Origin of the sequence: Streptomyces sp. NRRL S-1813 (assembly GCF_000719605.1) — a bacterium.
GTDB classification, from domain to species: domain Bacteria; phylum Actinomycetota; class Actinomycetes; order Streptomycetales; family Streptomycetaceae; genus Streptomyces; species Streptomyces decoyicus.
This window is the reverse complement of sequence record NZ_JOHB01000031.1, coordinates 66,232-90,558: the sequence shown is the minus strand read 5'-3', so window position 1 is coordinate 90,558 and position 24,327 is coordinate 66,232. Positions and strand designations below refer to the sequence as shown.

The 24,327-nt window shown below is 71.3% G+C and carries 20 protein-coding genes and 1 pseudogene; 9 read left to right on the top strand and 12 right to left on the bottom strand.

Translation table 11 applies throughout. The annotated features are described in order from the left end of the window. Positions 1-613, bottom strand: a pseudogene (locus tag IF67_RS42200) (reverse transcriptase domain-containing protein); the annotation flags it as partial. Between the two features lie 194 nt (positions 614-807). Between IF67_RS42200 and IF67_RS0131340 the strand changes: the two are divergent. Beyond that, the gene (locus tag IF67_RS0131340) at positions 808-1,437 is read left to right on the top strand and encodes a methyltransferase family protein (RefSeq protein ID WP_030991402.1); all 630 of its coding nucleotides are present in this window, start codon (positions 808-810) and stop codon (positions 1,435-1,437) included. Between the two features lie 121 nt (positions 1,438-1,558). Here IF67_RS0131340 and IF67_RS0131335 read toward each other — a convergent pair whose 3' ends face one another. Continuing rightward, complete coding sequence (locus tag IF67_RS0131335) at positions 1,559-3,199, bottom strand: AMP-binding protein (RefSeq protein ID WP_030991400.1); 1,641 nt, start codon at positions 3,197-3,199, stop codon at positions 1,559-1,561. Beyond that, positions 3,196-4,899, bottom strand: a complete 1,704-nt coding sequence (locus tag IF67_RS0131330) for an AMP-binding protein (protein ID WP_030991398.1) — start codon at positions 4,897-4,899, stop codon at positions 3,196-3,198. Before IF67_RS0131330 ends, IF67_RS0131335 begins: the two co-directional genes overlap by 4 nt. 93 nt (positions 4,900-4,992) lie before the next feature. Here IF67_RS0131330 and IF67_RS0131325 point away from each other — a divergent pair, with 93 nt between their 5' ends. Continuing rightward, positions 4,993-5,838, top strand: coding sequence for a helix-turn-helix transcriptional regulator (locus tag IF67_RS0131325; protein ID WP_051818798.1), 846 nt, complete (start codon positions 4,993-4,995; stop codon positions 5,836-5,838). A 105-nt stretch (positions 5,839-5,943) separates the two neighbouring features. Beyond that, positions 5,944-6,507, top strand: a complete 564-nt coding sequence (locus IF67_RS0131320) for a GNAT family N-acetyltransferase (RefSeq protein WP_030991393.1) — start codon at positions 5,944-5,946, stop codon at positions 6,505-6,507. A gap of 40 nt (positions 6,508-6,547) precedes the next feature. Here IF67_RS0131320 and IF67_RS0131315 read toward each other — a convergent pair whose 3' ends face one another. The 6 genes from IF67_RS0131315 to IF67_RS0131290 all read right to left on the bottom strand — a co-directional run bounded on the left by IF67_RS0131315 (position 6,548) and on the right by IF67_RS0131290 (position 14,778). After that, positions 6,548-7,822 (bottom strand): GNAT family N-acetyltransferase, encoded by a 1,275-nt coding sequence (locus IF67_RS0131315; RefSeq protein WP_051818797.1) that lies wholly within the window; start codon positions 7,820-7,822, stop codon positions 6,548-6,550. 97 nt (positions 7,823-7,919) lie between these two features. Further along, positions 7,920-9,161: an XdhC family protein gene (locus tag IF67_RS0131310; protein WP_030991390.1), complete on the bottom strand. Its 1,242-nt coding sequence runs from the start codon at positions 9,159-9,161 to the stop codon at positions 7,920-7,922. Positions 9,162-9,197: 36 nt separating this feature from the next. Further along, the gene (locus tag IF67_RS0131305; RefSeq protein WP_030991389.1) at positions 9,198-10,655 is read right to left on the bottom strand and encodes an NCS2 family permease; all 1,458 of its coding nucleotides are present in this window, start codon (positions 10,653-10,655) and stop codon (positions 9,198-9,200) included. 249 nt (positions 10,656-10,904) lie between these two features. Further along, on the bottom strand, positions 10,905-13,286 hold the full coding sequence (locus IF67_RS0131300; protein WP_030991387.1) for a xanthine dehydrogenase family protein molybdopterin-binding subunit: 2,382 nt from the start codon (positions 13,284-13,286) through the stop codon (positions 10,905-10,907). Between the two features lie 2 nt (positions 13,287-13,288). After that, positions 13,289-13,888 (bottom strand): (2Fe-2S)-binding protein, encoded by a 600-nt coding sequence (locus tag IF67_RS0131295; RefSeq protein ID WP_030991385.1) that lies wholly within the window; start codon positions 13,886-13,888, stop codon positions 13,289-13,291. After that, positions 13,879-14,778, bottom strand: a complete 900-nt coding sequence (locus IF67_RS0131290) for an FAD binding domain-containing protein (RefSeq protein WP_030991382.1) — start codon at positions 14,776-14,778, stop codon at positions 13,879-13,881. The genes IF67_RS0131295 and IF67_RS0131290 overlap by 10 nt, the downstream gene beginning before the upstream one ends. A gap of 270 nt (positions 14,779-15,048) precedes the next feature. Here IF67_RS0131290 and IF67_RS0131285 point away from each other — a divergent pair, with 270 nt between their 5' ends. From IF67_RS0131285 to IF67_RS0131275, 3 genes are all read left to right on the top strand, one after another. Further along, a complete protein-coding gene (locus IF67_RS0131285; protein WP_030991380.1) occupies positions 15,049-16,728 on the top strand; it encodes a PucR family transcriptional regulator in 1,680 nt (559 codons plus the stop codon). A 368-nt stretch (positions 16,729-17,096) separates the two neighbouring features. Beyond that, positions 17,097-17,951 (top strand): hypothetical protein, encoded by an 855-nt coding sequence (locus tag IF67_RS0131280; protein WP_234341446.1) that lies wholly within the window; start codon positions 17,097-17,099, stop codon positions 17,949-17,951. A 398-nt stretch (positions 17,952-18,349) separates the two neighbouring features. Then, a complete protein-coding gene (locus IF67_RS0131275) occupies positions 18,350-19,225 on the top strand; it encodes a hypothetical protein (protein ID WP_234341444.1) in 876 nt (291 codons plus the stop codon). A 35-nt stretch (positions 19,226-19,260) separates the two neighbouring features. On the opposite strand, the gene IF67_RS0131270 is transcribed toward IF67_RS0131275, so the two are convergent. After that, positions 19,261-19,959, bottom strand: coding sequence for a GntR family transcriptional regulator (locus tag IF67_RS0131270; RefSeq protein ID WP_030991374.1), 699 nt, complete (start codon positions 19,957-19,959; stop codon positions 19,261-19,263). Between the two features lie 161 nt (positions 19,960-20,120). Between IF67_RS0131270 and IF67_RS0131265 the strand changes: the two genes are divergently transcribed. Next, positions 20,121-20,960, top strand: a complete 840-nt coding sequence (locus IF67_RS0131265; protein ID WP_030991372.1) for a (2Fe-2S)-binding protein — start codon at positions 20,121-20,123, stop codon at positions 20,958-20,960. Between the two features lie 152 nt (positions 20,961-21,112). Here the strand turns inward: IF67_RS0131265 and IF67_RS0131260 are convergent, their stop codons facing one another. Continuing rightward, complete coding sequence (locus IF67_RS0131260) at positions 21,113-21,571, bottom strand: MarR family winged helix-turn-helix transcriptional regulator (RefSeq protein ID WP_037840107.1); 459 nt, start codon at positions 21,569-21,571, stop codon at positions 21,113-21,115. Positions 21,572-21,664: 93 nt separating this feature from the next. Between IF67_RS0131260 and IF67_RS0131255 the strand changes: the two genes are divergently transcribed. Together IF67_RS0131255 and IF67_RS42195 are read left to right on the top strand one after the other, a co-directional pair. Continuing rightward, positions 21,665-22,021 carry a hypothetical protein gene (locus IF67_RS0131255; RefSeq protein WP_051818795.1) on the top strand — a complete coding sequence of 119 codons (357 nt, stop codon included), beginning with the start codon at positions 21,665-21,667 and terminating at the stop codon, positions 22,019-22,021. Positions 22,022-22,097: 76 nt separating this feature from the next. Next, positions 22,098-22,631, top strand: coding sequence for a putative immunity protein (locus IF67_RS42195; RefSeq protein ID WP_078889740.1), 534 nt, complete (start codon positions 22,098-22,100; stop codon positions 22,629-22,631). A 303-nt stretch (positions 22,632-22,934) separates the two neighbouring features. Here the strand turns inward: IF67_RS42195 and IF67_RS0131250 are convergent, their stop codons facing one another. After that, positions 22,935-23,999: a D-alanyl-D-alanine carboxypeptidase family protein gene (locus tag IF67_RS0131250; RefSeq protein ID WP_030991366.1), complete on the bottom strand. Its 1,065-nt coding sequence runs from the start codon at positions 23,997-23,999 to the stop codon at positions 22,935-22,937. Positions 24,000-24,327 lie beyond the last annotated feature (328 nt).

Sequence of the window (24,327 nt, the reverse complement as noted above, 5' to 3'; positions counted from 1 at the left end):
TGTTGAGCAACAAAGGACTGATCACTCCGCCCTGAGGGGTTCCCTCATCGGTCCGAGTGAAGCGTCCGTCATCGACCACACCAGCCTTCAGCCACTGCCAAATCAATTCCCTGGCTGGGAATTGCCCGACGGCTTCGAGCAGGTGGGGATGGTCGATGCGGTCGAACGCGGCAGCCAGGTCAGCGTCCAGTACCCACTGGCGCTTGGCGGCCTTTCCCTTCGCGGTGCTGAAGATCGCCTGGATGGCGTCGTGGCAGCCGCGGCCCGGCCGGAATCCGTAAGAACGTGATTCAAACCGGGCTTCCCACTCAGGCTCCAGCGCGTTTTTCACACGTGCCTAGATCACCCTGTCACGCATGACGGGGATCCCGAGTGGTCGTTGCTTTCCGTTGCTCTTCGGGATGTAGACCCGCTTGACGGGCGTGGCCCGCCAGGGTTGTGTTTGGCCGTCGATTTCAACTGCCATCCGTGCTCTCGCCTGGGGAGTGAGAGCACGTTCCCTGTCGATCCCTGCTGTCTCCTCGACTCCGGCCCAGTTGATGCTGTGCCAGTCGAGATATCCGCCCTGGGGTCCGTTCGCTGTGGAAGTCCGAACAGGCTTGGATAACTCCAACTGTAAGTTCCTCCTTCGCGTCTAACTTGTCCGCCAGGTTCTGGCTGCTTTACTCGGGATACTGCAAAGGCTCACCTGGTCCACATGAGCCCCCTTTCAGGGCGGGTCACCGGGTTCTCCACCTGTGGGTGGAGTCTTGCGGTTCCACCCGTGGGTGGTGGTGCACCGCTCCGCACGCGGCGCAGTCTCGTCGCATGGGCTTTCTTCATTCGGCAGTTGTCGCTCTCACCGGTGTCTGCGTCCTGATTTTCCTTGTGGCCTGGATCGTGGGGGCGGTCTATTTCGGCGTGCAGAGCCGGAACGGGCTGGGCAGCTGGGTGCGCGGGCTGCGGCGCACCATGCGCGGACGGATTCCGGTGGTCGTGGGCGTCGGTGTGTTCTGGGTGCTGGTCGGTTATTGTCCGCCGTCCTTCTGGCAGCACGTTCAGTACTGGCAGCCCGGGCTCGCGCTCCTGGGTGCTCTGCTCGCCGTCGCCTCTACGGCTTTGCTGCTGTGGGCTCGCTGGACGCTGGGCGCGATGTGGGCCAGCGTCCCGCTGGTGCAGGAGCACCATGAGCTGCGTACCGACGGTCCCTACCGGTTGGTCCGCCACCCCATCTACACCGGTCTGCTCGGTCTGGTCGTCGGCGGGATGCTGGCCTGCGGCTTCGGGGTCTGGGTGGCTTACCTGATGGTTGCCGTTCCCTGGTTGCTGCGCCGGGTGCGGGTCGAAGACGGCCTGATGGCCCGACAGTTCGGCGATTCCTACGCTGACTACCGAGGGCGCGTCCCTGCGCTGATTCCGTGGACGCGGCCCGGCCGGGTCGGTAACGGGCGACGGTAGTCCGCGGCCCACGGAACGGCGATCCTCGTCGGTGAGCGGCGAGGCACAGTGAGCGGGAGGGTCGAGGCATGCTGGGGTGCCCAGCCCCTCCCCCGTCGCCCCCCGATCGCCGGGCGCGGACTCATTGCGCTACGTGCCCCAGCTCCTTCGCCAGCCGCTCCCGGAGCTCGATCTTGCGGACCTTGCCGCTGACGGTCATCGGGAAGGCGTCGAGGAGGTGGAGATAGCGCGGCACCTTGTAGTGGGCGAGGCGGGAGCGGCAGTAGTGGGCCAACTCGTCGTGGGTGAGGGGGTCTTCAGGGTCGCGGAGGATGACGCAGGCGGCGACCTCCTCGCCGTACTTCTCGTCGGGGACTCCGACGACCTGGACGTCCGCGATCTTGGGGTGGGAGTAGAGGAACTCCTCGATCTCACGCGGGTAGACGTTCTCGCCGCCCCTGATGATCATGTCCTTGATGCGGCCGACGATCCGGACATAGCCGTCGTCGTTCATCACCGCGAGATCGCCGGTGTGCATCCACCGGGCGGCGTCGATGACCTCGGCGGTGCGTGCGGGGTCCTCCCAGTAGCCGAGCATCACGCTGTAGCCGCGGGTGCACAGCTCGCCCGGCTCGCCGCGCGGCACCGTCACCCCGCTCGACGGGTCGACGACCTTCACCTCGATGTGCGGCAGCACCCGGCCGACGGTCGCGGTGCGGTGTTCGAGGTCATCATCCCGGCGGGTCTGGGTGGAGACCGGGGAGGTCTCGGTCATGCCGTAGCAGATGGAGACCTCGGCCATGTTCATCTCGGCGACCACCCGCTTCATCACCTCCTCGGGGCACGGCGAGCCCGCCATGATGCCGGTGCGGAGGGAGGAGAGGTCGTAGGAGGCGAAGTCGGGGTGGTTGAGCTCGGCGATGAACATGGTGGGGACGCCGTAGAGGGAGGTGCAGCGCTCGTCCTGGACGGCCCGGAGGGTGGTGACGGCGTCGAAGGCGGGGCCCGGGATGACGATGCAGGCGCCGTGCGAGGTGGCGCCGAGGTTGCCCATGACCATGCCGAAGCAGTGGTAGAAGGGCACCGGCAGACACACCCGGTCCTGCTCGGTGTAGGCGACGGTCTCGCCGACCCAGTAGCCGTTGTTGAGGATGTTGTGGTGGGAGAGGGTGGCGCCCTTGGGGAAGCCCGTGGTGCCCGAGGTGTACTGGATGTTGACCGGGTCGTCGGCGGTCAGCGTCTTGGCGCACTCGTCGAGCCGGGCGTGCGGGACGGTGGCGCCGGCGGCCAGCAGCCCGCCCCAGGTACGGTCGCCGAGGTAGACCACCTCGCGCAGTGCCGGGCTCTCGGCGCGCACCTGCTCGATCATCCGGCGGTAGTCACTGGTCTTGTGGTGGACCGCGGAGACCAGGAGGGTGATGCCGGCCTGTTGCAGGACATACGCCAACTCGTGGACACCGTAAGCCGGGTTGACGTTGACGAGGATGGCGCCGATCTTGGCGGTGGCGTACTGGACCAGCACCCATTCGGCACAGTTGGGTGCCCAGATGCCGACCCGGTCGCCCTTGCGGACGCCCTTGGCGAGCAGGCCGAGGGCCACCTCGTCGACCGCACGGCCCAGTTCGGTGTAGGTCCAGCGGCGGCCGCTCGCCACCTCGACCAGCGCCTCACGGTCACCGGAACGGGCGATGGTGCGGGCCAGATCGGCGCCGATGGTGTGCCCGAGCAGCGGCCGCTCGGCGACCCCGCCGGCGTACGACAGCTCCTGGTGCGCCTGGCTCATCGGTAGTTCTCCTCGCGGTACTCGGCACCGCCGTCGCCCTGCGCGGTGCGCTCACGCAGTTCGATACGGCGGATCTTGCCGGAGACGGTCTTCGGCAGTTCGGCGAACTCCAGCCGCCGGATGCGCTTGTAGGGGGCCAGTACGTCGCGGGAGTGCGCAAAGATCAGCTTCGCGGTCTCCGGGCCGGGCGACCACCCGGCCGCCAGCACGACATACGCCTTGGGCACGGCCAGCCGCACGGGGTCGGGGGACGGCACCACGGCGGCCTCGGCCACCGCCTCGTGCTCCAGCAGGGCACTCTCCAGCTCGAACGGGGAGATCTTGTAGTCGGACGCCTTGAAGACGTCGTCGCCGCGCCCGATGTAGGTGATCCGGCCTTCGCTGTCGCGGGAGCCGATGTCGCCGGTGCGGTAGTAGCCGTCGGCCATCGCCTCCGCGGTGCGTACCGGGTCTCCCTGGTAGCCGGTCATCAGACCGACCGGCCGGGTGGACAGGTCGAGGGCGATCTCTCCCTCGTCGGCCGGTGCGCCGCTGACCGGGTCGAGCAGGACGACGTCGAAGCCGGGGGTGGGCCGTCCCATGGAGCCCGGTTTGACGGTCTGCCCCGGGGTGTTCGCCACCTGGACGGCGGTCTCGGTCTGTCCGAAGCCGTCCCGGATCGTCACGCCCCAGGACTGCCGCACCCGCTCGATGATCTCCGGGTTGAGCGGTTCCCCGGCGGCGACGATCTCCCGCGGCGGGTTGCGCAGCGCCGACAGGTCGGCCTGGATGAGCATCCGCCAGACAGTGGGCGGGGCGCAGAAGCTGGTGACGTGGGCCCGGTCCATCTCGGCCATCAGCCGGGCCGCGTCGAAGCGGGTGTAGTTGTGGATGAAGACGGTGGCCTCGGCGTTCCACGGCGCGAAGAGATTGGACCAGGCGTGCTTGGCCCATCCGGGCGAGGAGATGTTGAGGTGCACATCGCCGGGCCGCAGGCCGATCCAGTACATCGTCGCGAGGTGGCCGATGGGGTAGGACGCATGGGTGTGCTCGACGAGCTTGGGGCGGGCGGTGGTGCCGGAGGTGAAGTAGAGCATCAGGGGGTCGTCGGCCCGGGTGGGCCCGCCCGGCTCATAGCTGTCGGGGCTCTCGTAGGCCTGCTCGTACGCCAGCCAGCCGGCCGCCGCCCCGCCGACCGCGATCCGGGTGTAGTCGCCCGGTACGGCGGCGAACTTGTCGGTGTCCGCGGCGCGCACGATGACATGCCGGGCCCGGCCGCGGTCGATCCGGTCGGCGAGGTCGGCGGCGCCGAGCAGCGGGGTCGCCGGGATGACGACGGCGCGCAGCTTCATCGCCGCCAGCGCGGACTCCCACAGCTCCACCTGGTTGCCGAGCATCATGACGATACGGTCGCCGGCCCGTACCCCGTTGGCGGACAGCCAGTTGGCGGCCTGGTCGGAACGGCGGCGCAGCTCCTCGAAGCTCAGCCGGGTCTCGGTGCCGTCCTCCTCGACGAGGTGCAGCGCGGTGCGGTCGTTGCCGCGGGCGATGGCGTCGAACCAGTCCAGTGCCCAGTTGAAGTGGTCGGGGCGGGGCCAGCGGAACGCCGCGCGGGCCGCGTCGTAGTCCTCCCGGTGCCGCAGCAGGAGATCCCGCGCCGCCCGGAACTCCTCGGTGGCGGCCGGCGCGCGGCCCGTCGCACCGTTTTCCCTGTCCGTCATGTGTCCTCCTCATTGCCGCACCGCTACCTGCCATCGTGTAATCAGTGGCGCAGGTCTCACCACCCCCGAACGGGGGGAAGCGGAGGATTCGGCGTGCGGCTCGAGCCGGGAGCGAACGATGCGGTGAACGTACGGGCGGCGCTGTCGCGGCTGCGGCGGGCGAGCGGTCTGCCGGTGGCGTTCGGCGGTCTGCTGGCCGGTACGGGGCGCTACCGCATCAATGAACTGGCCGGTACGGAGACCACGGTGCTGCGCGGCCTGGACATCCTCCAGGGCAACGGGCTGGGCGGGAAGGCCGTGGCGCTGTCGCGGCCGCTCGCGGTGACCGACTACAGCGTCTCACCGGTGATCAGCCATGAATACGACACGGCGGTGGCGGCGGAGGGGCTGCGGTCGGTGCTCGCGGTGCCGGTGATCGTCCGGCGCCGGGTGCGCGGGGTTCTGTACGGGGCGCTGCGCCGTCCGGTGCGGCTCGGCGACCGGCCGCTGTCGGCGGCGGTGGAGGCGGCCCGGGAGCTGGAGCAGGAACTCCTGCTCCAGGACGAGGCGGCCCGGCTGCTCTCCCTGGCCCGTCAGCCCACTACCGCCGATCCGGCGATGTGGGAGGAGGTACGGGAGGCGCACGGCGAGCTGCGCGTGCTGGCGCAGCGGGTCACCGATCCGCTGCTGCGGCAGGAGATGCTGGCGGCGTGCGCCCGGCTCGCGGCGGCCTCGTCACGGCGGCCCGGTGCCGGCGAGGCGGTCCCTGCCCTGTCACCGCGCGAGAGGGACGTCCTGGCCTGTGTCGCGTCGGGCGCGACGAATGCGGTGGTGGCGGAACGGCTGGGGCTGGGCCCGGAGACGGTGAAGAGCTATCTGCGGTCCTGCATGCGGAAGTTGGGGGCGCACACCCGCTTGCAGGCGGTGAGCGCGGCGCGCCGGGCGGGGGCGCTGCCGTAGGGGCGTGGGCCGGCTCCCCGCGAGCCGGCCGGCCCCCTCCGTCCGGCACTCCCCCGCCGGTCAATTCGCTTGCCGCCCCGCCCGGGGCCCGGAGATCATCCCCCCATGATCGATGCCACCGCACTCTGTGAGAAGCCGGTGCTCACCGGGGACCGGGTCCGTCTCGTACCGCTGTCGGTACGGCATGCGGCAGCCTTTCACGCCGCCTGTCTGGACCCGGAGACCCGTCGGCTGACCGGCACCCACCACGACTTCACGCGGGAGGAGATACAGGCCTGGTGCGCCGGCAGCGCCGACCGCACGGACCGGCTGGATCTCGCGGTCGAGGACCGGGAAACCGGGGCCTTCCTGGGCGAACTCGCCCTGAACCAGATCGATCCGCCGAACGCCAACGGGAGCTTCCGGATCGCCCTCGTCCCGGGCGCCACCGGCCGCGGTATCGGCAGCGAGGCGACCCGGCTGCTCCTCGACCACGCCTTCGACCGGGTGCGGCTGCACCGCGTCCAGCTGGAGGTCTTCGACTACAACCCGCGCGCCCGGCGGGCGTACGAGAAGTGCGGCTTCGAGGTGGAGGGCCGGATGCGGGAGGCCCTCTTCTGGGACGGTGCGTGGCACGACGTGTTCGTGATGGCGGCGCTGCGGTCGCGGCGGCCCGGGGGCGCGGGCTGAGGCAACGGGGCGGACACCCCGGCCGGCCCGCGCCCGTCGCTCAGTGATTCTCCCCGGTGCAGGGCAGCCACGCGGTCTCCAGGGCGGCGTCCAGGCGGCGGACCGCGCCCGGGGTGTGCTCGGTGGCCAGCCCGGCGTGGACGAAGTGCCGCAGGGGGGTGCCGCCGAGGTAGCAGGAGGCCAACTCCCGTACGTCCAGAGAGATGTCGGGCGCCTCGTCGGTGGGTTCCCAGGTGGTGTCGGAGGAGCCGGCGGGGCCGGTGGGGTCGGTGGTCAGCCGGAAGCGGCCCGCGTTGGCCGGCAGGGCGGTGTCGCGCAGGCCGAGGACGAGGTCGACGGGCGCCGCCCAGGAGCGGGCGGTCAGCGCGGTGCGGACGTCCACCAGCCGGAGCCACAGGTTGGGTTCCTGGCCGGTGACGCGTACCTGGTCACGGTCGGCGGCCAGGTACAGAAGCGGGTCGTCGGCGGGGCGGGACCCGGCCCGTACGGTCGAGGTGAGGTCGATGGAGGCGAGGTAGGACCACAGGGCGGCCGCGGCCGGTGCGGATTCCGCCTCCAGCTCGTCGACGCGGACCACGCCGGGACCCTCGCCCGGCCCTCGGGTGCGGTAGAACGCATAGCCGCCGGGCTGCTCACCGGGGGCGCCGAGCACCACGACCCGCACCGGCCCGAACCCGTCCTGACCGGCGTTCATGCGGACGCCGTCGAGGTCCAGCGCCCCGGCGCGCCACCAGTTCCCGTCGCGGGTGAACCGTCCGGCGCGCTGCGGCAGCGTCGCGTCATAGCGCGGTGCGAGCATCGCGGGCGCCTCGGCCGGGTCGATCAGCCGCAGCGGGCGGCTGTCGGGTGCCGACCGCAGCGCGAGCGGACGGGACGCGTCGATCTCGATGCCGTACGTCTCGGTGGCGGCGCCGAAGCCGTAGCGGCCGTAGATGGCGCTCTCGGACGGCCACAGGCAGGCCAGCGGCCGCCCGTCGGCGGCGCAGCGGCGCCAGAGCTCGTCCATCATCGAGTTGAGGATGCCGCGGCGCCGGTGCGTGGGGAGCACGGAGACGAAGTCCACTGCGGCACACGGGAGTTGACTGCCCGGAACGGTCATGGTGCGGCGGTGCGCCCCGGTCAGTCCGGCCAGTTGTCCGCCGTCGTACGCACCGATCCGGAGGCCGTCCCGCAGCAGATCCCGGTGGAAGCTCCGGGTCCGGTCACCGGGCTTCAGGTGGAAGACCGTGTAGCTCAGATCCAGGGCCCGGTCGAGATCGGCCTCGGCGAGGTACCGGATGTCAGTGGTGGCGTGGGCGGCGGCGTCAGTGGTCACCGGGGGACGCTAACGCCCGCGCGGCGGGAGCGTCATCCGGTTTTCGGGCGCGGTGCCGGCCCGCCCTCCGGTCATCCGGCCCGTCGGGCTCGCGCCCTCAGGCCACCGACCCGATCCGCCCCACCGGCCGGGCCGTGTCGTGGTGGATGGGGGTGTGCGCGCCGGTCAGCGGTACGCCGGTGCCGCCGCGGCGGTTGGCGACGATCTCGGCGGCGATGGACAGCGCGGTCTCCTCCGGGGTGCGCGCGCCGAGGTCGAGGCCGATGGGCGAGCGCAGCCGGTTCAGTTCGAGCTCGGTCAGGCCGGTGTCGCGCAGCCGGCGCTGGCGGTCCAGGTGGGTGCGGCGCGAGCCCATCGCGCCGACGTAGGCGACCGGGAGCCGGAGCGCCCGCTCCAGCAGCGGTACGTCGAACTTGGCGTCGTGGGTCAGGACACACAGCACCGTGCGGGGGTCGAGGTCCTGGGAGCCCAGGTAGCGGTGCGGCCAGTCGACGACGATCTCGTCGGCGTCCGGGAAGCGGGTCCTGGTGGCGAAGACGGGGCGGGCGTCACAGACCGTGACGTGGTAGTTGAGGAACTTGCCGACCCTGACCAGCGCCGCGGCGAAGTCGATGGCGCCGAAGACGATCATGCGGGGCGGGGGGACGGACGATTCGACGAGGAGGACGACGGAGGGGCCGCACTGCGATCCGATCGCTTGCCCCGCGCCCTCGCCCGTGGCGTCGTCGTCGGGCGCCGGGCCGGAACCGATCCCGATCGTGGTGGTGCGCCCGGCGTCCAGCAGGGCGCGGGTCTGGGCGACCGCGGTGCGGTCGAGGGCGGGGTGGCCGCCCAGGGTGCCGGTGTGGCTGCCGTCGGGGCGGACCAGTACGGCGCGGCCGAGGAGCTCGGCGGGGCCGTCGATGATCCGGGCGACCGCCGCCGCCTCCCCCGTGGCCGCGGCGGCCAGCGCGGCGGTGAGGGTGCCGGCGGTGCTGTCCGCCGGTTCCCCCGCCGCTGCGCCGTCGCCTGCGGGGCGCGGGGCGCCCGTCCGTACCGGCTGGACGAGGATGTCGATGACGCCGCCGCAGGTCAGGCCCACGGCGAAGGCGTCCTCATCGCTGTAGCCGAAGCGCTCCAGGACCGGCTGACCGGTCTGGAGCGCCTCCTGGCACAGTTCGTACACCGCCCCCTCCACACATCCGCCGGAGACCGACCCGATCGCCGTGCCGTCGCTGTCGACAGCCAGGGCGGCTCCGGGCTGGCGGGGCGCGCTGCCGTTGGTGGCCACCACGGTGGCCACCGCGAACTCGCGGCCCTGCCCGACCCACCGGTGCAGCTCTTCGGCGATGTCCAGCATGTCGGTCTCCTTACGGACGGGGGAGAGGGCAGGCGGTTACTTGACGCCCAGCCACTGCTCGATCGGATGGAGCGAGAAGTAGACGATGAAGATCGCGGTCAGCACCCACATGAAGCCGCCGACCTCGCGCCATTTGCCCTGTGCCGTCTTAATGGCAACGTAGGCGATGACGCCCGCGCCGACACCCGCAGTGATGCTGTAGGTGAACGGCATCAGGACCACGGTCAGAAAGACCGGGATGGACACCGAGCGGTCTCTCCAGTCCACGTGACCTGCGGCGCTCATCATCATCGAGCCGATGACGACGAGAGCGGCCGAGGCCACCTGGGCCGGCACGAGCTGGGTGAGCGGCGTGAAGAACAGGCAGGCCGCGAAGAACAGACCGGTGACGACGGACGACAGGCCGGTACGCGCCCCCTCGCCGACGCCGCTCGCCGACTCGATGAACACGGTCTGACCGGACGAACCGGTGAGGCCGCCGATCGCACCGCCCGCGCCGTCCACGAACAGCGCCTTGGACAGGCCCGGCATCCGGCCCTTGTCGTCGGCCAGCTTCGCTTCCGTACCGACGCCGATGATGGTGGCCATGGCGTCGAAGAAGCCCGCCAGCACCAGGGTGAAGACGATCATGCCGACGCTGAGCGCACCGATGGAGCCCCAGCCGCCGAACTCGACATGGCCGAAGAGGCCGAAGTCGGGCATCGCGACCGCGCTGCCGCTCAGCTCCGGCGGTGTACCGCCCCAGTCCTTGGCCGTCAGCCCGCCGATCCTGGTCACGGCGATGGACAGGACGCTGCCGGCCACGATGCCGATGAGGATGGCGCCGGGCACCTTGCGGGCCTGGAGCATGAAGATCAGCAGCAGGGTGACGCAGAAGAACAGGACCGGCCAGCCGGACAGCTGCCCGTTGAGACCGAGGGTGACGGGGCCGCCCTCGCCCTTGCCCACGAAGCCCGCCTTCACCAGCCCCAGCAGGGCGACGAACATGCCGATGCCCATGGTGATCGCGTGCTTGAGCGCCAGCGGGATGGCGTTCATGATCATCTCGCGGAGGCCGGTGACCACCAGCAGACAGATGACGACGCCGTAGATGACACACATGCCCATGGCCTGCGGCCAGGTCATGTTCGGGACGACCTGGGCGGTCAGGGCGGCGGAGACGTTGAGCCCGGCCGCCAGGGCCAGCGGTACCTTGCCGATGAAGCCCATCAGCAGCGTGGAGACCGCCGCGGCCAGCGCGGTCGCGGTGACCACACCCGCATGCGCGAGGGTGTTCTTCTCGACGTCCGGAGTCGACAGGATCAACGGGTTGAGCAGGAGGATGTAGCACATCGCCATGAAGGTGGTGATGCCACCGCGCACCTCGCGCGCGAGCGTCGATCCTCTGTCGGATATGTGGAAGTACCGGTCGAGCCAGGACCGGCCGGCGGGCTGGCGCGAGCCGGCGCCCGCGTCGTCCGCCGTGGTCCTCGGCTCTGTGGACTGCTGGGTCATGGTGCCTTACTCCCAAGGTTCACAGGGGCCCTCGCAGCGAGTGCGAGATTTGGGATGAAACTTCGGCTGCACGACCCGGGGGACGGCCCGAGACGAACGGTGGGGTACTGACTCCGACGAGGCGGAGCAGCGACTGCGTGGTGCGAGGGGGGAGGGCTCCGGGCGGTGAGCGGAGGAGGACGGACAGGGACACCCCTGACACCCGCCGCCCGGAGGCCGGTGTCCGGGGGAGCGCCCCCGGACGGCTCTCTATGTGCCGGTGAGGTGCTCGGGGCGTACCGGCGTCTTGTTGAGCTCCAGCCCGGTCGCGTTCCGGATCGCCGCGAGGACGGCCGGGGTGGACGACAGGGTGGGGGCCTCGCCGATGCCGCGCAGCCCGTACGGGGCGTGCTCGTCGGCGAGTTCGAGCACATCGACCGGGATGGTCGGCGTGTCGAGAATCGTGGGGATGAGGTAGTCCGTGAAGGAGGGGTTGCGCACCTTCGCGGTCTTGGGGTCGACGATGATCTCCTCCATGACCGCCATGCCCAGGCCCTGGGTGGTACCACCCTGGATCTGGCCGACGACGGACAGCGGGTTGAGCGCCTTGCCGACGTCCTGGGCGACGGCCAGCTCGATGACCTTGACCAGGCCGAGTTCGGTGTCGACCTCGACGACCGCGCGGTGGGCCGCGAAGGAGTACTGGACGTGGCCGTTGCCCTGGCCGGTGACCAGGTCGAAGGCCTCGGTCGGCCGGTGCCGCCACTCGGCCTCGATCTCGACGGCCTCGTCCTCCAGCACGTCCACCAGGTCGGCGAGGACCTCGCCGCCGTCGGTGACGACCTTGCCGCCCTCCAGGAGGAGTTCGGCGGTGGCCCACGCCGGGTGGTACGTGCCCATCTTGCGGCGGCCGATCTCCAGGACCTTCTCGCGGACGAGCTCGCAGGAGTGCTTGACGGCGCCGCCGGTGACGTACGTCTGGCGGGAGGCCGACGTCGAACCGGCGCTGCCCACCTGGGTGTCGGCGGGGTGGATCGTCACCTGGGCGACCCCGAGCTCGGTGCGGGCGATCTGCGCGTGGACGGTGACACCGCCCTGGCCGACCTCCGCCATCGCCGTGTGCACCGTGGCGACCGGCTCGGCGTTGATGACCTCCATGCGCACCTTGGCGGTGGAGTAGTCGTCGAAGCCCTCGGAGAAGCCGACGTTCTTGATGCCGACGGCGTAGCCGACCCCGCGGACGACGCCTTCGCCGTGGGTGGTGTTCGACAGGCCGCCGGGCAGCTGACGGACGTCGGCGCCCTCGCTGGACTCCCACTGGCGCTCCGGCGGCAGCGGGCGGGACTTGACGCGGCGCAGGATCTCGGCGACCGGGGCCGGCGAGTCGACCGGCTGCCCGGTCGGCAGGAGCGTGCCCTGCTCCATGGCGTTGAGCTGGCGCAGCTCGACCGGGTCCATGTCCAGCTTGGCCGCCAGCTTGTCCATCTGTGCCTCGTACGCGAAGCACGCCTGGACCGCGCCGAAGCCGCGCATGGCGCCGCAGGGCGGGTTGTTGGTGTAGAGCGCGACGGCCTCGATGTCGACGTCGTCGATCACGTACGGACCCACCGACAGCGAGGCGGCGTTGCCGACCACGGCCGGGGACGCGGAGGCATAGGCACCGCCGTCCAGCACGATCCGGCACTTCATGTGCGTGATCTTGCCGTCCCTGGTGGCGCCGTGCTCGTACCAGAGCTTCGCCGGGTGCCGGTGGACGTGGCCGAAGAAGGACTCGAAGCGGTTGTAGACGATCTTGACCGGCTTGTTCGTGCGCAGCGCCAGCAGGCAGGCGTGGATCTGCATCGACAGGTCCTCGCGGCCGCCGAACGCGCCGCCGACGCCGGAGAGCGTCATCCGGACCTTCTCCTCGGGCAGACCGAGGACCGGGGCGATCTGACGGAGGTCGGAGTGCAGCCACTGGGTGGCGATGTAGAGATCCACCCCGCCGTCCTCGGCGGGCACCGCAAGGCCGGACTCCGGGCCGAGGAAGGCCTGGTCCTGCATGCCGAAGACATACTCGCCGGAGACGATGACATCGGCGTTCCTGGCGGCCCCGTCGGCATCGCCGCGGACGATCGGCTGACGGTGGACGATGTTGGGGTGCGCGACGTGCCCGGCGTGGTGGTCGTCGCGGCCCTCGTGGAGCAGCGGCGCGCCGTCGGCGGTCGCGGAGGCCTCGTCGGTGACGACGGGCAGCTCCTTGTACTCGATCTTGATCTTGGCCGCCGCACGCCTCGCCGTCTCCGGGTGGTCGGCGGCGACCAGGGCCACCGGCTCGCCGTGGTGGCGGACCTTGCCGTGCGCGAGAACCGGGGTGTCCTGGATCTCCAGGCCGTAGTTCTTGACCGACGTGGGCAGGTCGTCATAGGTCAGCACGGCGTGGACGCCGGACTGGGCGAGCGCCTCGGAGGTGTCGATGGAGACGATCTCGGCGTGCGCGACGGTGGAGCGGAGCGTGAAGCCCCACAGCATGTCCTCGTGCCACATGTCCGAGGAGTACGCGAACTCGCCGGTGACCTTCAGCGTGCCGTCGGGGCGCAGGGTGGACTCGCCGATGCCGCCCTTGGTCTGCGACCCCTGGGTGATCTTGGTGGGGGTTCCGGTGGTTCCCATGGTCAGACCACCTCTTCCTGACCCTGACGGGCGGCCGCGAGCCGTACCGCGTCCAGGATCTTCTCGTAGCCGGTGCAGCGGCAGAGGTTGCCGGAGAGCGCCTCGCGGATGTCCGCGTCGGTCGGCTGCGGGTTGTGCTCCAGCATCTCGTCGGCGGCGACCAGGAGGCCGGGCGTGCAGAAGCCGCACTGGACGGCGCCCGCGTCGATGAACGCCTGCTGGATCGGGGAGAGTTCACCGCCCTCGCCGGTCTGCGAGTCGGTGCCCTTGGCCTGCCACTGCTGCGCGGCCTGGAGGGAGGTGCCACAGGCGCCGGAGGCACAGCCGCCACCGGGGTGGACGTCCTCGCGGTGCTTGGCGTAGTCGGCAAGGCCCTCGACCGTGACGACCTCGCGGCCCTCGACCTGCCCGGCGGCGACCAGACACGAACAGACCGGCACACCGTCAAGACGGACCGTGCAGGAACCGCATTCGCCCTGCTCGCAGGCGTTCTTGGAGCCCGGCAGGCCCATCCGCTCACGGAGGACGTACAGCAGGCTCTCGCCTTCCCAGACGTCGTCGGCCTCCTGCTGACGGCCGTTGACGGTGAATGTCACGCGCACTGTGCGCCTCCCTGTGTGCCGTGGGCGTTGCCGCGGTAGGACTCCCAGGTCCAGCCGAGGGTGCGGCGCGCCATGATGCCGACCGCGTGCCGGCGGTACTTGGCGCTGCCGCGCACATCGTCGATCGGGTTGCAGGCGCCGGAGGCGAGCTGCGCGAACTGCTTGGCGACGGACGGCGGAATGGGGCTGCCCGACTCCCAGAAGCCGCCCTCGTCCAGCGCCGCGGCGAGGAAGTCCTCGGCCTCGCGGGCCCGTACGGGGGTGGGTGCGGCGGAGCCGATGCCGGTGCGCACCGTGCGGGTCTCGGGGTGCAGCGCGATACCGAACGCGCAGACCGCGATCACCATGGCGTTGCGGGTGCCGACCTTGGAGAACTGCTGCGGGCCGTCCGCCTTGGGCAGGTGCACCGAACGGATCAGCTCGTCGGGCTCCATCGCATTGCGCTTGACGCCGGTGTAGAAGTCGTCGATCGGGATCATCCGGCGGCCGCGTACGGATTCCACCTCGACGTCGCAGCCGGAGGCCAGCAGCGCGGGGTGCGCGTCACCGGCCGGGGAGGCGGTGCCGAGGTTGCCGCCGACGCCACCGCGGTTGCGGATCTGCGGGGAGGCCACCGTGTGCGAGGCCAGGGCCAGGCCCGGGAGTTCGGCCCGCAGATTCTCCATGATCTTGCTGTACGGGACGGAGGCGCCCAGGCGTACGGTCTTCTCTCCGACCTCCCACTCGCTCAGGTCACCGATGCGGTTCAGGTCGAGCAGGTACTCGGGGCGGCGGTGGTCGAAGTTGATCTCGACCATCACGTCCGTGCCCCCCGCGATGGGCACAGCGGTAGGGTGCTCGGCCTTGGCGGCGAGCGCCTCCTCCCAGCTGGCGGGGCGAAGGAAGTCCATCGTTGGCCTCTTCTACGAATTCTACGAGATCGGGTCGTTCGCTACTCATGGTGAGGACGCTGCACTGGCATCGCCACGGAGCCGTTCATGTCTTGTTCATCGAATGCGTTCAGTGAACGCGCCCCGGGCCCACCCGGTGCAGTCACCGAAACCATGAAGCGGTTGGCTGGCCAAGCCACCTGTCTTGTAGATTCGAACGAAAGACGAGGCTCCGAAACCTCGCGGCATTCCACCGGCAACACCAGACAGCAAAGAACGGCGGGCGAGGTCATGCGGCTCCGCGCACTCCTGGACACCCCCACCCTGGGCCTTCGGCTGCTCGGGGGCGAGGACGAGCTGGACCGCACGGTACGCGGCGTGATGACCACCGACCTGCGCGACCCCAGCCGCTATCTCTCCGGCGGCGAGCTGGTGCTGACGGGTCTGGCCTGGCGCCGCGAGCCGGACGACTCCGAGCGGTTCGTGCGCATCCTGGCCACCGCCGGGGTCGCCGGTCTCGCCGCCGGCGAGGCGGAGCTGGGCTCGGTCCCCGACGACCTCGTACAGGCCTGTCTCCGGCACCGGCTGCCGCTGTTCTCGGTCGTCGAGGACGTCTCGTTCGCCTCCATCACCGAGCATGTCGTCCGCCAGGTCTCCAGCGAACGGGCCGGTGACCTGGCGGCCGTCGTGGACCGCCACCGGCGGCTGATGACGTCGGGTCCCACGGGCGGCGGCCCGGAGGTGGTCCTGGACCTGCTCGGCTCCGACCTGGATCTGCGGGCCTGGGTGCTCTCCCCCACCGGCCGCCAGATCGCCGGCTCGACGCTGGCGGACGCCGGGCCCCCGCTGTCCGGTGAACTGGCCGCCCGGCTGGCGGGCGAACATCTGGCGGCCGCCCGTACGGGCCGCCGCGGCCCGCACCGCGTCACGATCGAGGGGGGCGACGCGCCGGGAGGCACCACCTTCTCGCTGTTCCCGGTCCGCCACGAGGGCCGGGATCTGCGCCAGACGCTGCTGAGCGACTGGCTGCTGGCCGTCGAGGCGGACGCCGGCGACTGGTCCGCGGAGCGCCTCGACCTGCTGCACGGGGTCACCCAGCTGATCTCCGTGGAACGCGACCGGCGCGATGCGGCCCGTACGGTCCGCCGCCGGCTCGCCCAGGAGGTGCTGGAGCTCGTCCAGACCGGCGCACCGCCCGCCGAGATCGCGGCCCGGCTGCGGGTGGCGGCCCCGGTGCTGCTGCCCGGACTGGGCGCCGCACCGCACTGGCAGATCGTGGTGGCCAGGGTCGAGTGGGAGGACGGCGATGTCCCCGGCGGCCCGGTCGCGCAGACCCTGCTGGAGGAAATGCTGGTCGATCCCGGCACGTTCGGCCCGGAGCCCTCCGACCGCATCGCCGTGGCACACATCGGCGACGAGGCGGTGGCGCTGGTGCCGCTGCCCGTCCCGGACGAGCCCGGGGACCCCTCGGCGACCGGTCTGCACGCCGGTGAGCTGCTCTCCGTCGTCCAGGAGCCGCTCGGCCGCGGTCTGGCGGACGACGGCCGGCTGACGGTCGGGGTGAGCGCCGCGGTGCACTCGGCCGAGGGCCTGCGCGGCGCCCTGGAGGAGGCCCGGCACGCCCGCCGGGTCGCCGCCGCCCGCCCGGGCCGGGTCTGCGCCGCCGGACACGAGGAGCTGGCCTCGCACGTCCTGCTGCTGCCGTTCGTGCCGGACGACGTCCGCCGGGCCTTCACCGCCCGCCTCCTGGACCCGCTGCGCGACTACGACCGTAAGCACCGCGCCGAACTGATCCCCACCCTGGAGGCGTTCTTGGACTGCGACGGCTCCTGGACCCGCTGCGCCGCCCGCCTCCACCTGCACGTGAACACCCTCCGCTACCGCGTCGGCCGCATCGAGCAGCTCACCGGCCGCGATCTGTCCCGCCTGGAGGACAAGCTCGACTTCTTCCTGGCACTGCGGATGAGCTGACGGGGCCGGCGTCCCTTGAGCTGACGGGGCAGCGTCCCACGGATTCCGTCGCCCGGCGACGGGCTCCGGGCGGACGCCCTGTGCTTCCCCCGGCCCGGCCGGTTCGATCCGGCGGGACCGACTACTCCGTTCGGGGTAACTCGATCGGGCGGCATCGCGCCCGACGGTGGCCGGCCGACGGCCGACCGCCTGTGCGGCGCAGCGCCCGATCAAGGCCGTGTGTCGCCTTCTGACCGCCCGTCGAGCGATTGTGAATTCATTCACCCACCCCCTTGGCCCCACGACGGCATTCGTGCTGAGATTCGCCCACAGCTCCAATTTCCAGGCTCAATGGCGCGCTCGGGGAGGGCAATGTGGCGGACACCGCCATGTCAGAATCCGCGGATTCCGCGGATCCGGTCAGTTCCGCGGATCCGGTATCGCTCGCGGTACCAGCACCCGCATCAGCACCGGAGGCAGGCGCAATCGGCACGGTCGAGGGGGACGGTCCCCTCGACCGTGCCGTTTGGCGGCTGCGTTCCCGCGGCTGCTGGGACGATGCGGCCGCGCTGCTGGAACCGCACTGCGTCCATCACGCGCCGTCCGCGCTGCGTCGCGCCGCGCTGCTGGTCGAGCGGTGCATGTTCACGGCCACCGGCTGGGCGGGGGCCGAGGACGCGCTGCGCACCGCCGAGGCGCTGGCGGGCGACGACGACGAGCGGGGCGGCGCGGCGTGCGAGCGCGGCCACCTCGCGTACGCCGCCACGGTCCTGGGCGTCCGGGACCGGGCGGACGAGGCACGCTCGGCGCTCGGCCGGGCCGCCGCGCTGCTGGCGCCCACCGCGGCCGGCCGTCCGCTGCTGGACTTCCGCCGCGGGCTGATGGCCGAGCATGTGGCCGACAGCCCGGACGCGGCACGGGCCGCCTACCGCCGCGCGCACGCCGGCGCCACGGCGCACGGTGACACCCTGCTGTTGTCCTTCACCTGGCGTCATCTGGCCGGGCTCGCGCTGCGCGACGGGGAGGTGGCGGAGGCCCGGCACGGTTTCGCCGAGTCGCTGCGGATCCGCGAGGAGCTGGGCTTCCTGGTCGGCACGGCGCCGGCCCTCGTGGCGCTGGCCGACGCCGCACCGGACGGCGACGCGGACCGGCTGCGCGCCGAGGCGGCCCGGCTCTTCCGCCTCATGGGCGGCGTTCCCACGTGGCTCGCCGACCATCTGTCCACCGGCGTGCCGGCGACCTAGCGGGTTCCACACCGCGCGACGCGAACGGGCGACGGGCGACCCTCCGCACTCCGCAGGGGGTTGGCCGTCGCCCGTTCGCTGTCGTCCCTGCCCACTGCCCCGCTCTCCGTCAACCCCCCGTCATCGGCCATGCGGGTTCCCCCGATGAATGGCTGAATCTGCACGGTCCCCGCGGCGGATCGGCCGGGGTGTGACGGTTGCCTCATCGGTCGGCCGTCGACGCGCCAGGCGAACCCTGAGGTGGGACTATGAGCCGAAGGCCGGGGGCAGCGGCGTCTCACGACGCCCCATGGGCCCCGAGAATGGCCGCAAGTCGCACTGTGAGGCGGCGGCGGGGTATGGATGCTGGTCCGGGACCAGCCGACCCCACCCATTGGCACAGCCTTTCAGGAGGCCACATGACAGCAGGAGTGACCAACACAACCGCTGCAACCGACTGGGGCAAGGCGGATTTCGAGGCGATTTACAACTGCCCGGATCCCCGCCGGTACTTCACCACACTGCACCCCCTGGACTACCAGATTCCGCACCACGGCCAAGCGGTGTTCCGTGCCGTGGCCGAGACCCTGCAACGGCACCGGAGCGACCGCCCGCCACTGAACGTCGTCGACCTCTGCTGCTCGTACGGGGTCAACGCCGCGCTGCTCAACCACCGGCTGTCCCTCACCGATCTCTACAGCCGCTACACGGCGAACGGCCAGGCCATGCCGTCCACCGGCCAACTCACCGAGGAGGACCGCACGTTCTTCGCCAGCCGGCGGCGTGCCGAACCCTTCCGGATCACCGGCATCGACGCGGCGGACCGTGCCGTCGGCTACGCCCGGTCGGTGGGGCTGCTCGACCACGGCTTCGCGGAGAATCTGGAGCTCGACGAGCCGAGCCCGGAGCTGCGGAAGGTGCTGGCCGACACCGATCTGATCACCGTCACCGGCGGTGTCGGCTACATCTCCGCGCGTACCTTCGGCCGCCTCTTCGACTGTGTGTCCTCGCCGCCCTGGGTCGCCGCGTTCGTGCTGCGCGAGGTGTCCTACCGGCCGGTCTCCGCCCTGCTGGCCCGGGCCGGCCTGGTGACGGAGAAGCTCACCACCCGCACGTTCCGGCAGCGGCGGTTCGCCGACGGCAACGAGCGGCAGGCGGCGTTCGAGGCGCTGGCCGCCCGCGGCCTGCCCACCGCGGGCAAGGAATCCGACGGCTTCTACCACGCCGATCTCTATCTCTCCCGGCCCGCCGCCGATGTCGCGGCGCTGCCACTGGATGAGCTGCTGCCCGGCTAGGACCATCTCCCTGGACCGCGGGCGGGCGGACCCGCTCAGTGCGGGTGGCGGGCCACCGACACGTGCTCGCGGGCGATCCGCTCGGCCACCACGTACTCCCGGGCGACCAGGGCGTCGAGCAGTGCCGTGTGCTCGGAGGCGTCGGCCAGCAGCTCGGCCGTACGCCGCCGGGGACCGTCGGCCGGCGGCCACTGGGCACGGCGCAGCAGATCGCCGGTGACCTCGGTGAGCCGTCGGTTGCCGGTGAGCGACATCAGGGCGTCGTGGAAGGCGTGGTCCGCCTCGGCGTAGCCGACCCGGTCGCCGTGGGCGGCGGCCGCGACGCCCGCCTCGGCGAGCGGGCGCAGCGCCTCCCAGCGCTCGGGGGGCAGCGCCCGTGCCAGCCGGACGATCGCGGGCACCTCCAGCATCGCCCGGACCTCGGCCAGCTCGGCGAGGTCACGGGAGCTGCGCTCGGCGACCCGGAAGCCGCGGTTGGGCACGACCTCGACGGCGCCCTCGCCCGCGAGCTGCTGCATGGCCTCGCGGACCGGGGTCGCGGAGACGCCGTAGCGCTCGGCGAGCGAGGGCGCGGAGTAGACCTCGCCCGGGGTGAGCTCCCCGCCGACCAGCGCATGGCGCAGTGCGGCCAGCACCTGGCCGCGGACGGAGTGCCGCCGGGGTACGGCGGGACCGGCCTGCGCGGGCACCCATGCCCGGGCGTGCGGCTCGTGTTCCGCTGTGCCCTGCTCCATGACGGTTCCTCCTGACGTTTCCAGCACCATAGGCGGCGCGCGCCACAGTTCAAATCCGGGAGCCCGTACGGAAGCCCGGGGGCCGCACCAGGACTGGCGCCCAGCGGGCACGGGTAAGGTAAGCCTTACCTGTTAACGATCGCGATTCGGTGGTCTCCCGCATGACTCGTGCCCCCGCCGCCCCGCCCGCCGCACACCCCGTCGCCGAGGCCTACACCCGGCTCTCCACGGCGTTCCCCGGCCTCCAGGTCACCCTGTGGGACACCGCACCGCCCAGCGGCGACGGCTGGGTGTGCGCGGCCGGGCTCGCGGCCGGCGGCGAGAGCCTGGACGCCTTTCTCGCCTGGGAAGACGCCCAGATCGTGCGGGATCACGGCCGGCCTGCCCGGCCGGACGTCATCGCGAGCTTCGCACTGCACCGCTACGCCTGGCCCGCCTGCCTGCTGATCACCATCCCCTGGTTCCTGCACCGCCGGGTCCCGCGGCTGCCCGTACAGGACGTCTCCTTCCAGCGCGAGCTGGGACGGATGGCGGTGCGGATCGGCGCGTTCAGCTGCCTGCCGGACGACCCCGCCGCGGCGCTGCCCGGCGCCCGGGTCGTACCGGACGAGGAGGCACTGCGGGCGGAGGTACGAGCGGCGGCGGCCCAGCATCTCCAGCCCGTGCTGGAGGGCTTCCGCACCCGGATGCGGCGCGGGCCGCGGGCGCTGTGGGGCATGGCGTCCGACGAGATCGTCGAGGGCCTGTGGCACCTGGGGCATCTGCTGGGCGAGGAACCACGCGCAGTGGCCGCACTGGAGCAGCTGCTGCCGGGTGCCACCGCTCCGTACGCGGGGAGCGCGGGATTCCGCGAACTGACCGGGCCGCAGGGCGAGGCGCTGGCGACCCGGGACCGCGCCAGCTGCTGCATGTTCTACACCCTGCGCCCCGACGACACCTGCGTCACCTGCCCGCGCACCAGCGACGCGGACCGCATCAAGCGCCTCACCGCAGCCACCTGACCCCTGGGCCATCCGCCAGGCCATCTCTCCCATCCCGGCTCAACCCACCAGCGCCATAAGGGAGTTCACGGACGCTCCCGCACGAACCGAGGCCGGGCGGGACGGCCGGCGGCCGGCAAACGCAAGGGGCGGGCACCTGCCTCGCGTGACGATCACCCAGTCGACGCACCGCCCGCCCGGAGCGTTTCGACGAAGCGCCCGAGAACCGCCGCGAACACGGCCCTCTCCTCGTCGGACCATTCCGACAGCGCCTCTTCCACCTGGCCCACGAGTCGCACCCGGGCGATATCGATGATGCTCCGCCCCTGTTCCGTGAGCCGGAGCAGCGTGGACCGGGCGTCCGCCGGGTCGGCCTCACGCGCCACCAGGCCCGCGGTCACCAGGCGGTCCGCGTAACGGGTGGTCGCCGTGCGGTCGATGCCGATCTCCGCGGCGAGTCGGCTGCTGCTCACCGGTTCCATCCGGGCGATCCCGCTCAGCACCGGATAGGTGGTCTCGTTCACGCCGTCCAACTGGTCGACCAGGGCCGAGTACAGGCTCGCTCGCGTACTGCGCCGAAGCAGCAGGCCCAAGGAGGCCTCCACGCTTGCCGCTACTGAGGAATCGTTCATGGACAGATTGTACGTGCCAGCGGCACGCATCTCTGCTACCTTGAGGGAAGCGTGCTGCTGGCACGCAAATCCTCCCAGTGAAAGAAGGCCCCCATGTCCACCCTGCCTACCTCCGCGACGCCCGACGCCCAGCAGCAGGAGAACTCGCACCTCGCACCGCCCGAGCCCGCCGCCCCGCCCGCTCCCGCCCCCCTCACCCCCCAGGACGTCCTTGCCGACGGCCAGGAGCAGGCGGAATTCAACGGAGTACTCGTCCGCAAGGGGTCCATCGCGGCCTTCATCGGAAACGCCAAGGCCCTGGAGAACCTGGAGCCGGGCACCTCCGAACACGAGGCGGTCGCACAGCAGATCCGCGATCTGAAGCCCGCCCTCGACGCATTGGAGCTCTTCGATGTCGTCGAGATCAGGAACCCGGACGTGGCCGCGCTGCTGGCATCCGGGCCCAGGTGACACCTGGCGGGCACTCCCGCCGCCGCAGCCGGTCCAGGTCTCCGCGCCGATCGGCGACTTGCGGCAAGATGGGGCGGTGCCAACCCAGTCGGAAAAGATTGAGCTGACCCCACACGAACTCCGCGAGATCGCGGGCTACGCGGCCGAGTGTGCGCGCAGGACACTGTCGATCTTCGAACAGAGCGTTCCTGCCGACCCGCGCCCGCGCGACGCCGTCGATGCCGCACAGGCTTTCGCCGAGGGCGGCCGACGCACGGCAGCTCTGCGGCAGAGCGCATGGGCCGCATACCGCGCGGCACAGGAAGCCGCTTCACCCGCCGCGGCCGACGCGGCACGAGCGGCAAGCCATGCGGCCGCCGCTGCCTACCTTCACCCCTTGGCAGACGCTCATCAGGTGAAACACCTTCTCGGTGCGGCAGCGCATGCGGCACGGGCAGAAGAGCTGGCATCCGGCGAAGACCGACGGGTCACCGCGGGGACCCTTGAATGGGCGCGTCATCACGCGCCCACAGCGGTCACCGCGGTGCTCGGCCGTATGCCCGCCGCACCTCCGGGAGGCGGCCGCGTGGGCGAGTTCATTCGCGATCTCGACGCCGCCCTCCGCGCCTGACGGCGCTCAGCTGCCGGAGCCCGCAGCGGGATCAACGGGATCCGGGCAACCTTGCACGCCCCAAGGAGGGTCTCCCGCCAGGCGCGGACAGCGTTCATCTGCGCGTCCGGCACTCGGCCCGATGGAGGCGGGCCCATGATGAGCGAACGGTGTGCGCACATGGTCAGCGCAGCACACCGGCCAGAAGGTGTTCCAGCGCCCAGGCGAAATCGGCACTCCGGTCCGCCTCGGCACCGTGCGCCGCGCCTTCCCCCGGCGAACCGGCTCGCCCATGGCCGAGCGTGTGACCCAACGGATGCCTGCTCAGTGGGCGAAGCCCCAGTCGAGCATCTTGGTGGCGTCGTCGAAGCGGCTCTGGTCGTCCTTGAGGATCGCGCCGACCAGGGTGCGGTTGTCCCGCTCGGCGGCGAAGACGAGGGCGTAGCCGGCCTCCGGGCCGCTGCCCGTCTTGATGCCCAGGGCACCGTCGTAGCTGCTCAGCAGCTTGTTGGTGGTGTCCCAGGTGTAGTACCGGGTGTGGCCGTTGGCCGCCGGGGCCTCGGTCTTGAACTGCTTGTTCTTCACGACGTCGGCGAACACCGGTTGCAGCATGGCGCGCTGGCCGAGCTTGGCCAGGTCGCGGGCGGTGCTGTGGTTGTTGCCGTGCGAGATGCCGTCGAAGCTGTCGAAGTGCGTACCGGTCAAGCCCAGTTGCTGCGCCTCGGCGTTCATCTGGTTCACGAAGTCGGCGATCCGCGCGTCCGTGGTGTCCCCGGAGCCGAGATTGTCGGCCAGGGCCATCGCGGCGTCGTCACCGGACGGGATCAGCATGGCGTGCAGCAGCTGTTCGACGGTCAGCGTGTCGCCGGTCTGGAGGTCGGCGGTGCTGCCGCCGACCTTCTGGACGTAGTCCCGGTACTCCTGCTTCACCGTGATCTGCCGGTTCAGCCACTCCGGGTGCTTGAGCACCACGAGGGCCGTCATGATCTTGGTGGTGCTGGCCATCGACACGCTCTCGTCCGCCTTGGCCCCGCCCCACAGCTCCCGCTCCTGGCTGCCGTCGCGGGCGTCCAGCAGGAAGGCATGGTCGGCGTTGATCTGGGGAGCGGCCTGGTCCTTCGCGTCCTGCGCCTCGGCTGCCTTGTCCTGGACAGCGTGCTGCGCCGCCTGAGCAGACCGGAACTTCCGCTGCGTGCCCTGCTCCTGACCGGCCGTTGCGGTGGCCCCACTACCCTGCTGGTCGTTCTCGTCTGCGGAGTGCGTGGCGCCGGGGGTGGCCGCCTCGGCGAGGCCGCCGGCGCTGATCGGCAGGGCGGCACCGACAAGTGCGACCATCGCGATCCGGACTCCGGTGCGGTGTATCCGGTTGGGGCGGGCGTGGGAACCCATGGGGCGTCCGTCCTTCCGGCGAAGGGACGCCGGTGCCTAGGAGAAGTAGCAGAACTCGGTTCATCGTGAATCTACTTGTGCGATGACAGCGACTCAAGCCGGCTATGTCATAGCCATGTAACGGGGTTCCCCTCGGTGGATGTGTTGCGCAGGTGACTGACGGGTCCCGTGAGGTCGCTCGCGCGCAGCGCCCCCTCAACTCCCTGAGGCGGCACGTACGGCCCTCGCCCGTCCCGTTTCCACGGTAAGCAGACGGGAATCGACGCTCGACGTCGCACCCCCCCCCGCGCCACCCGCGCCACCCGCGCCACCCGCGCCACCCGCCAGG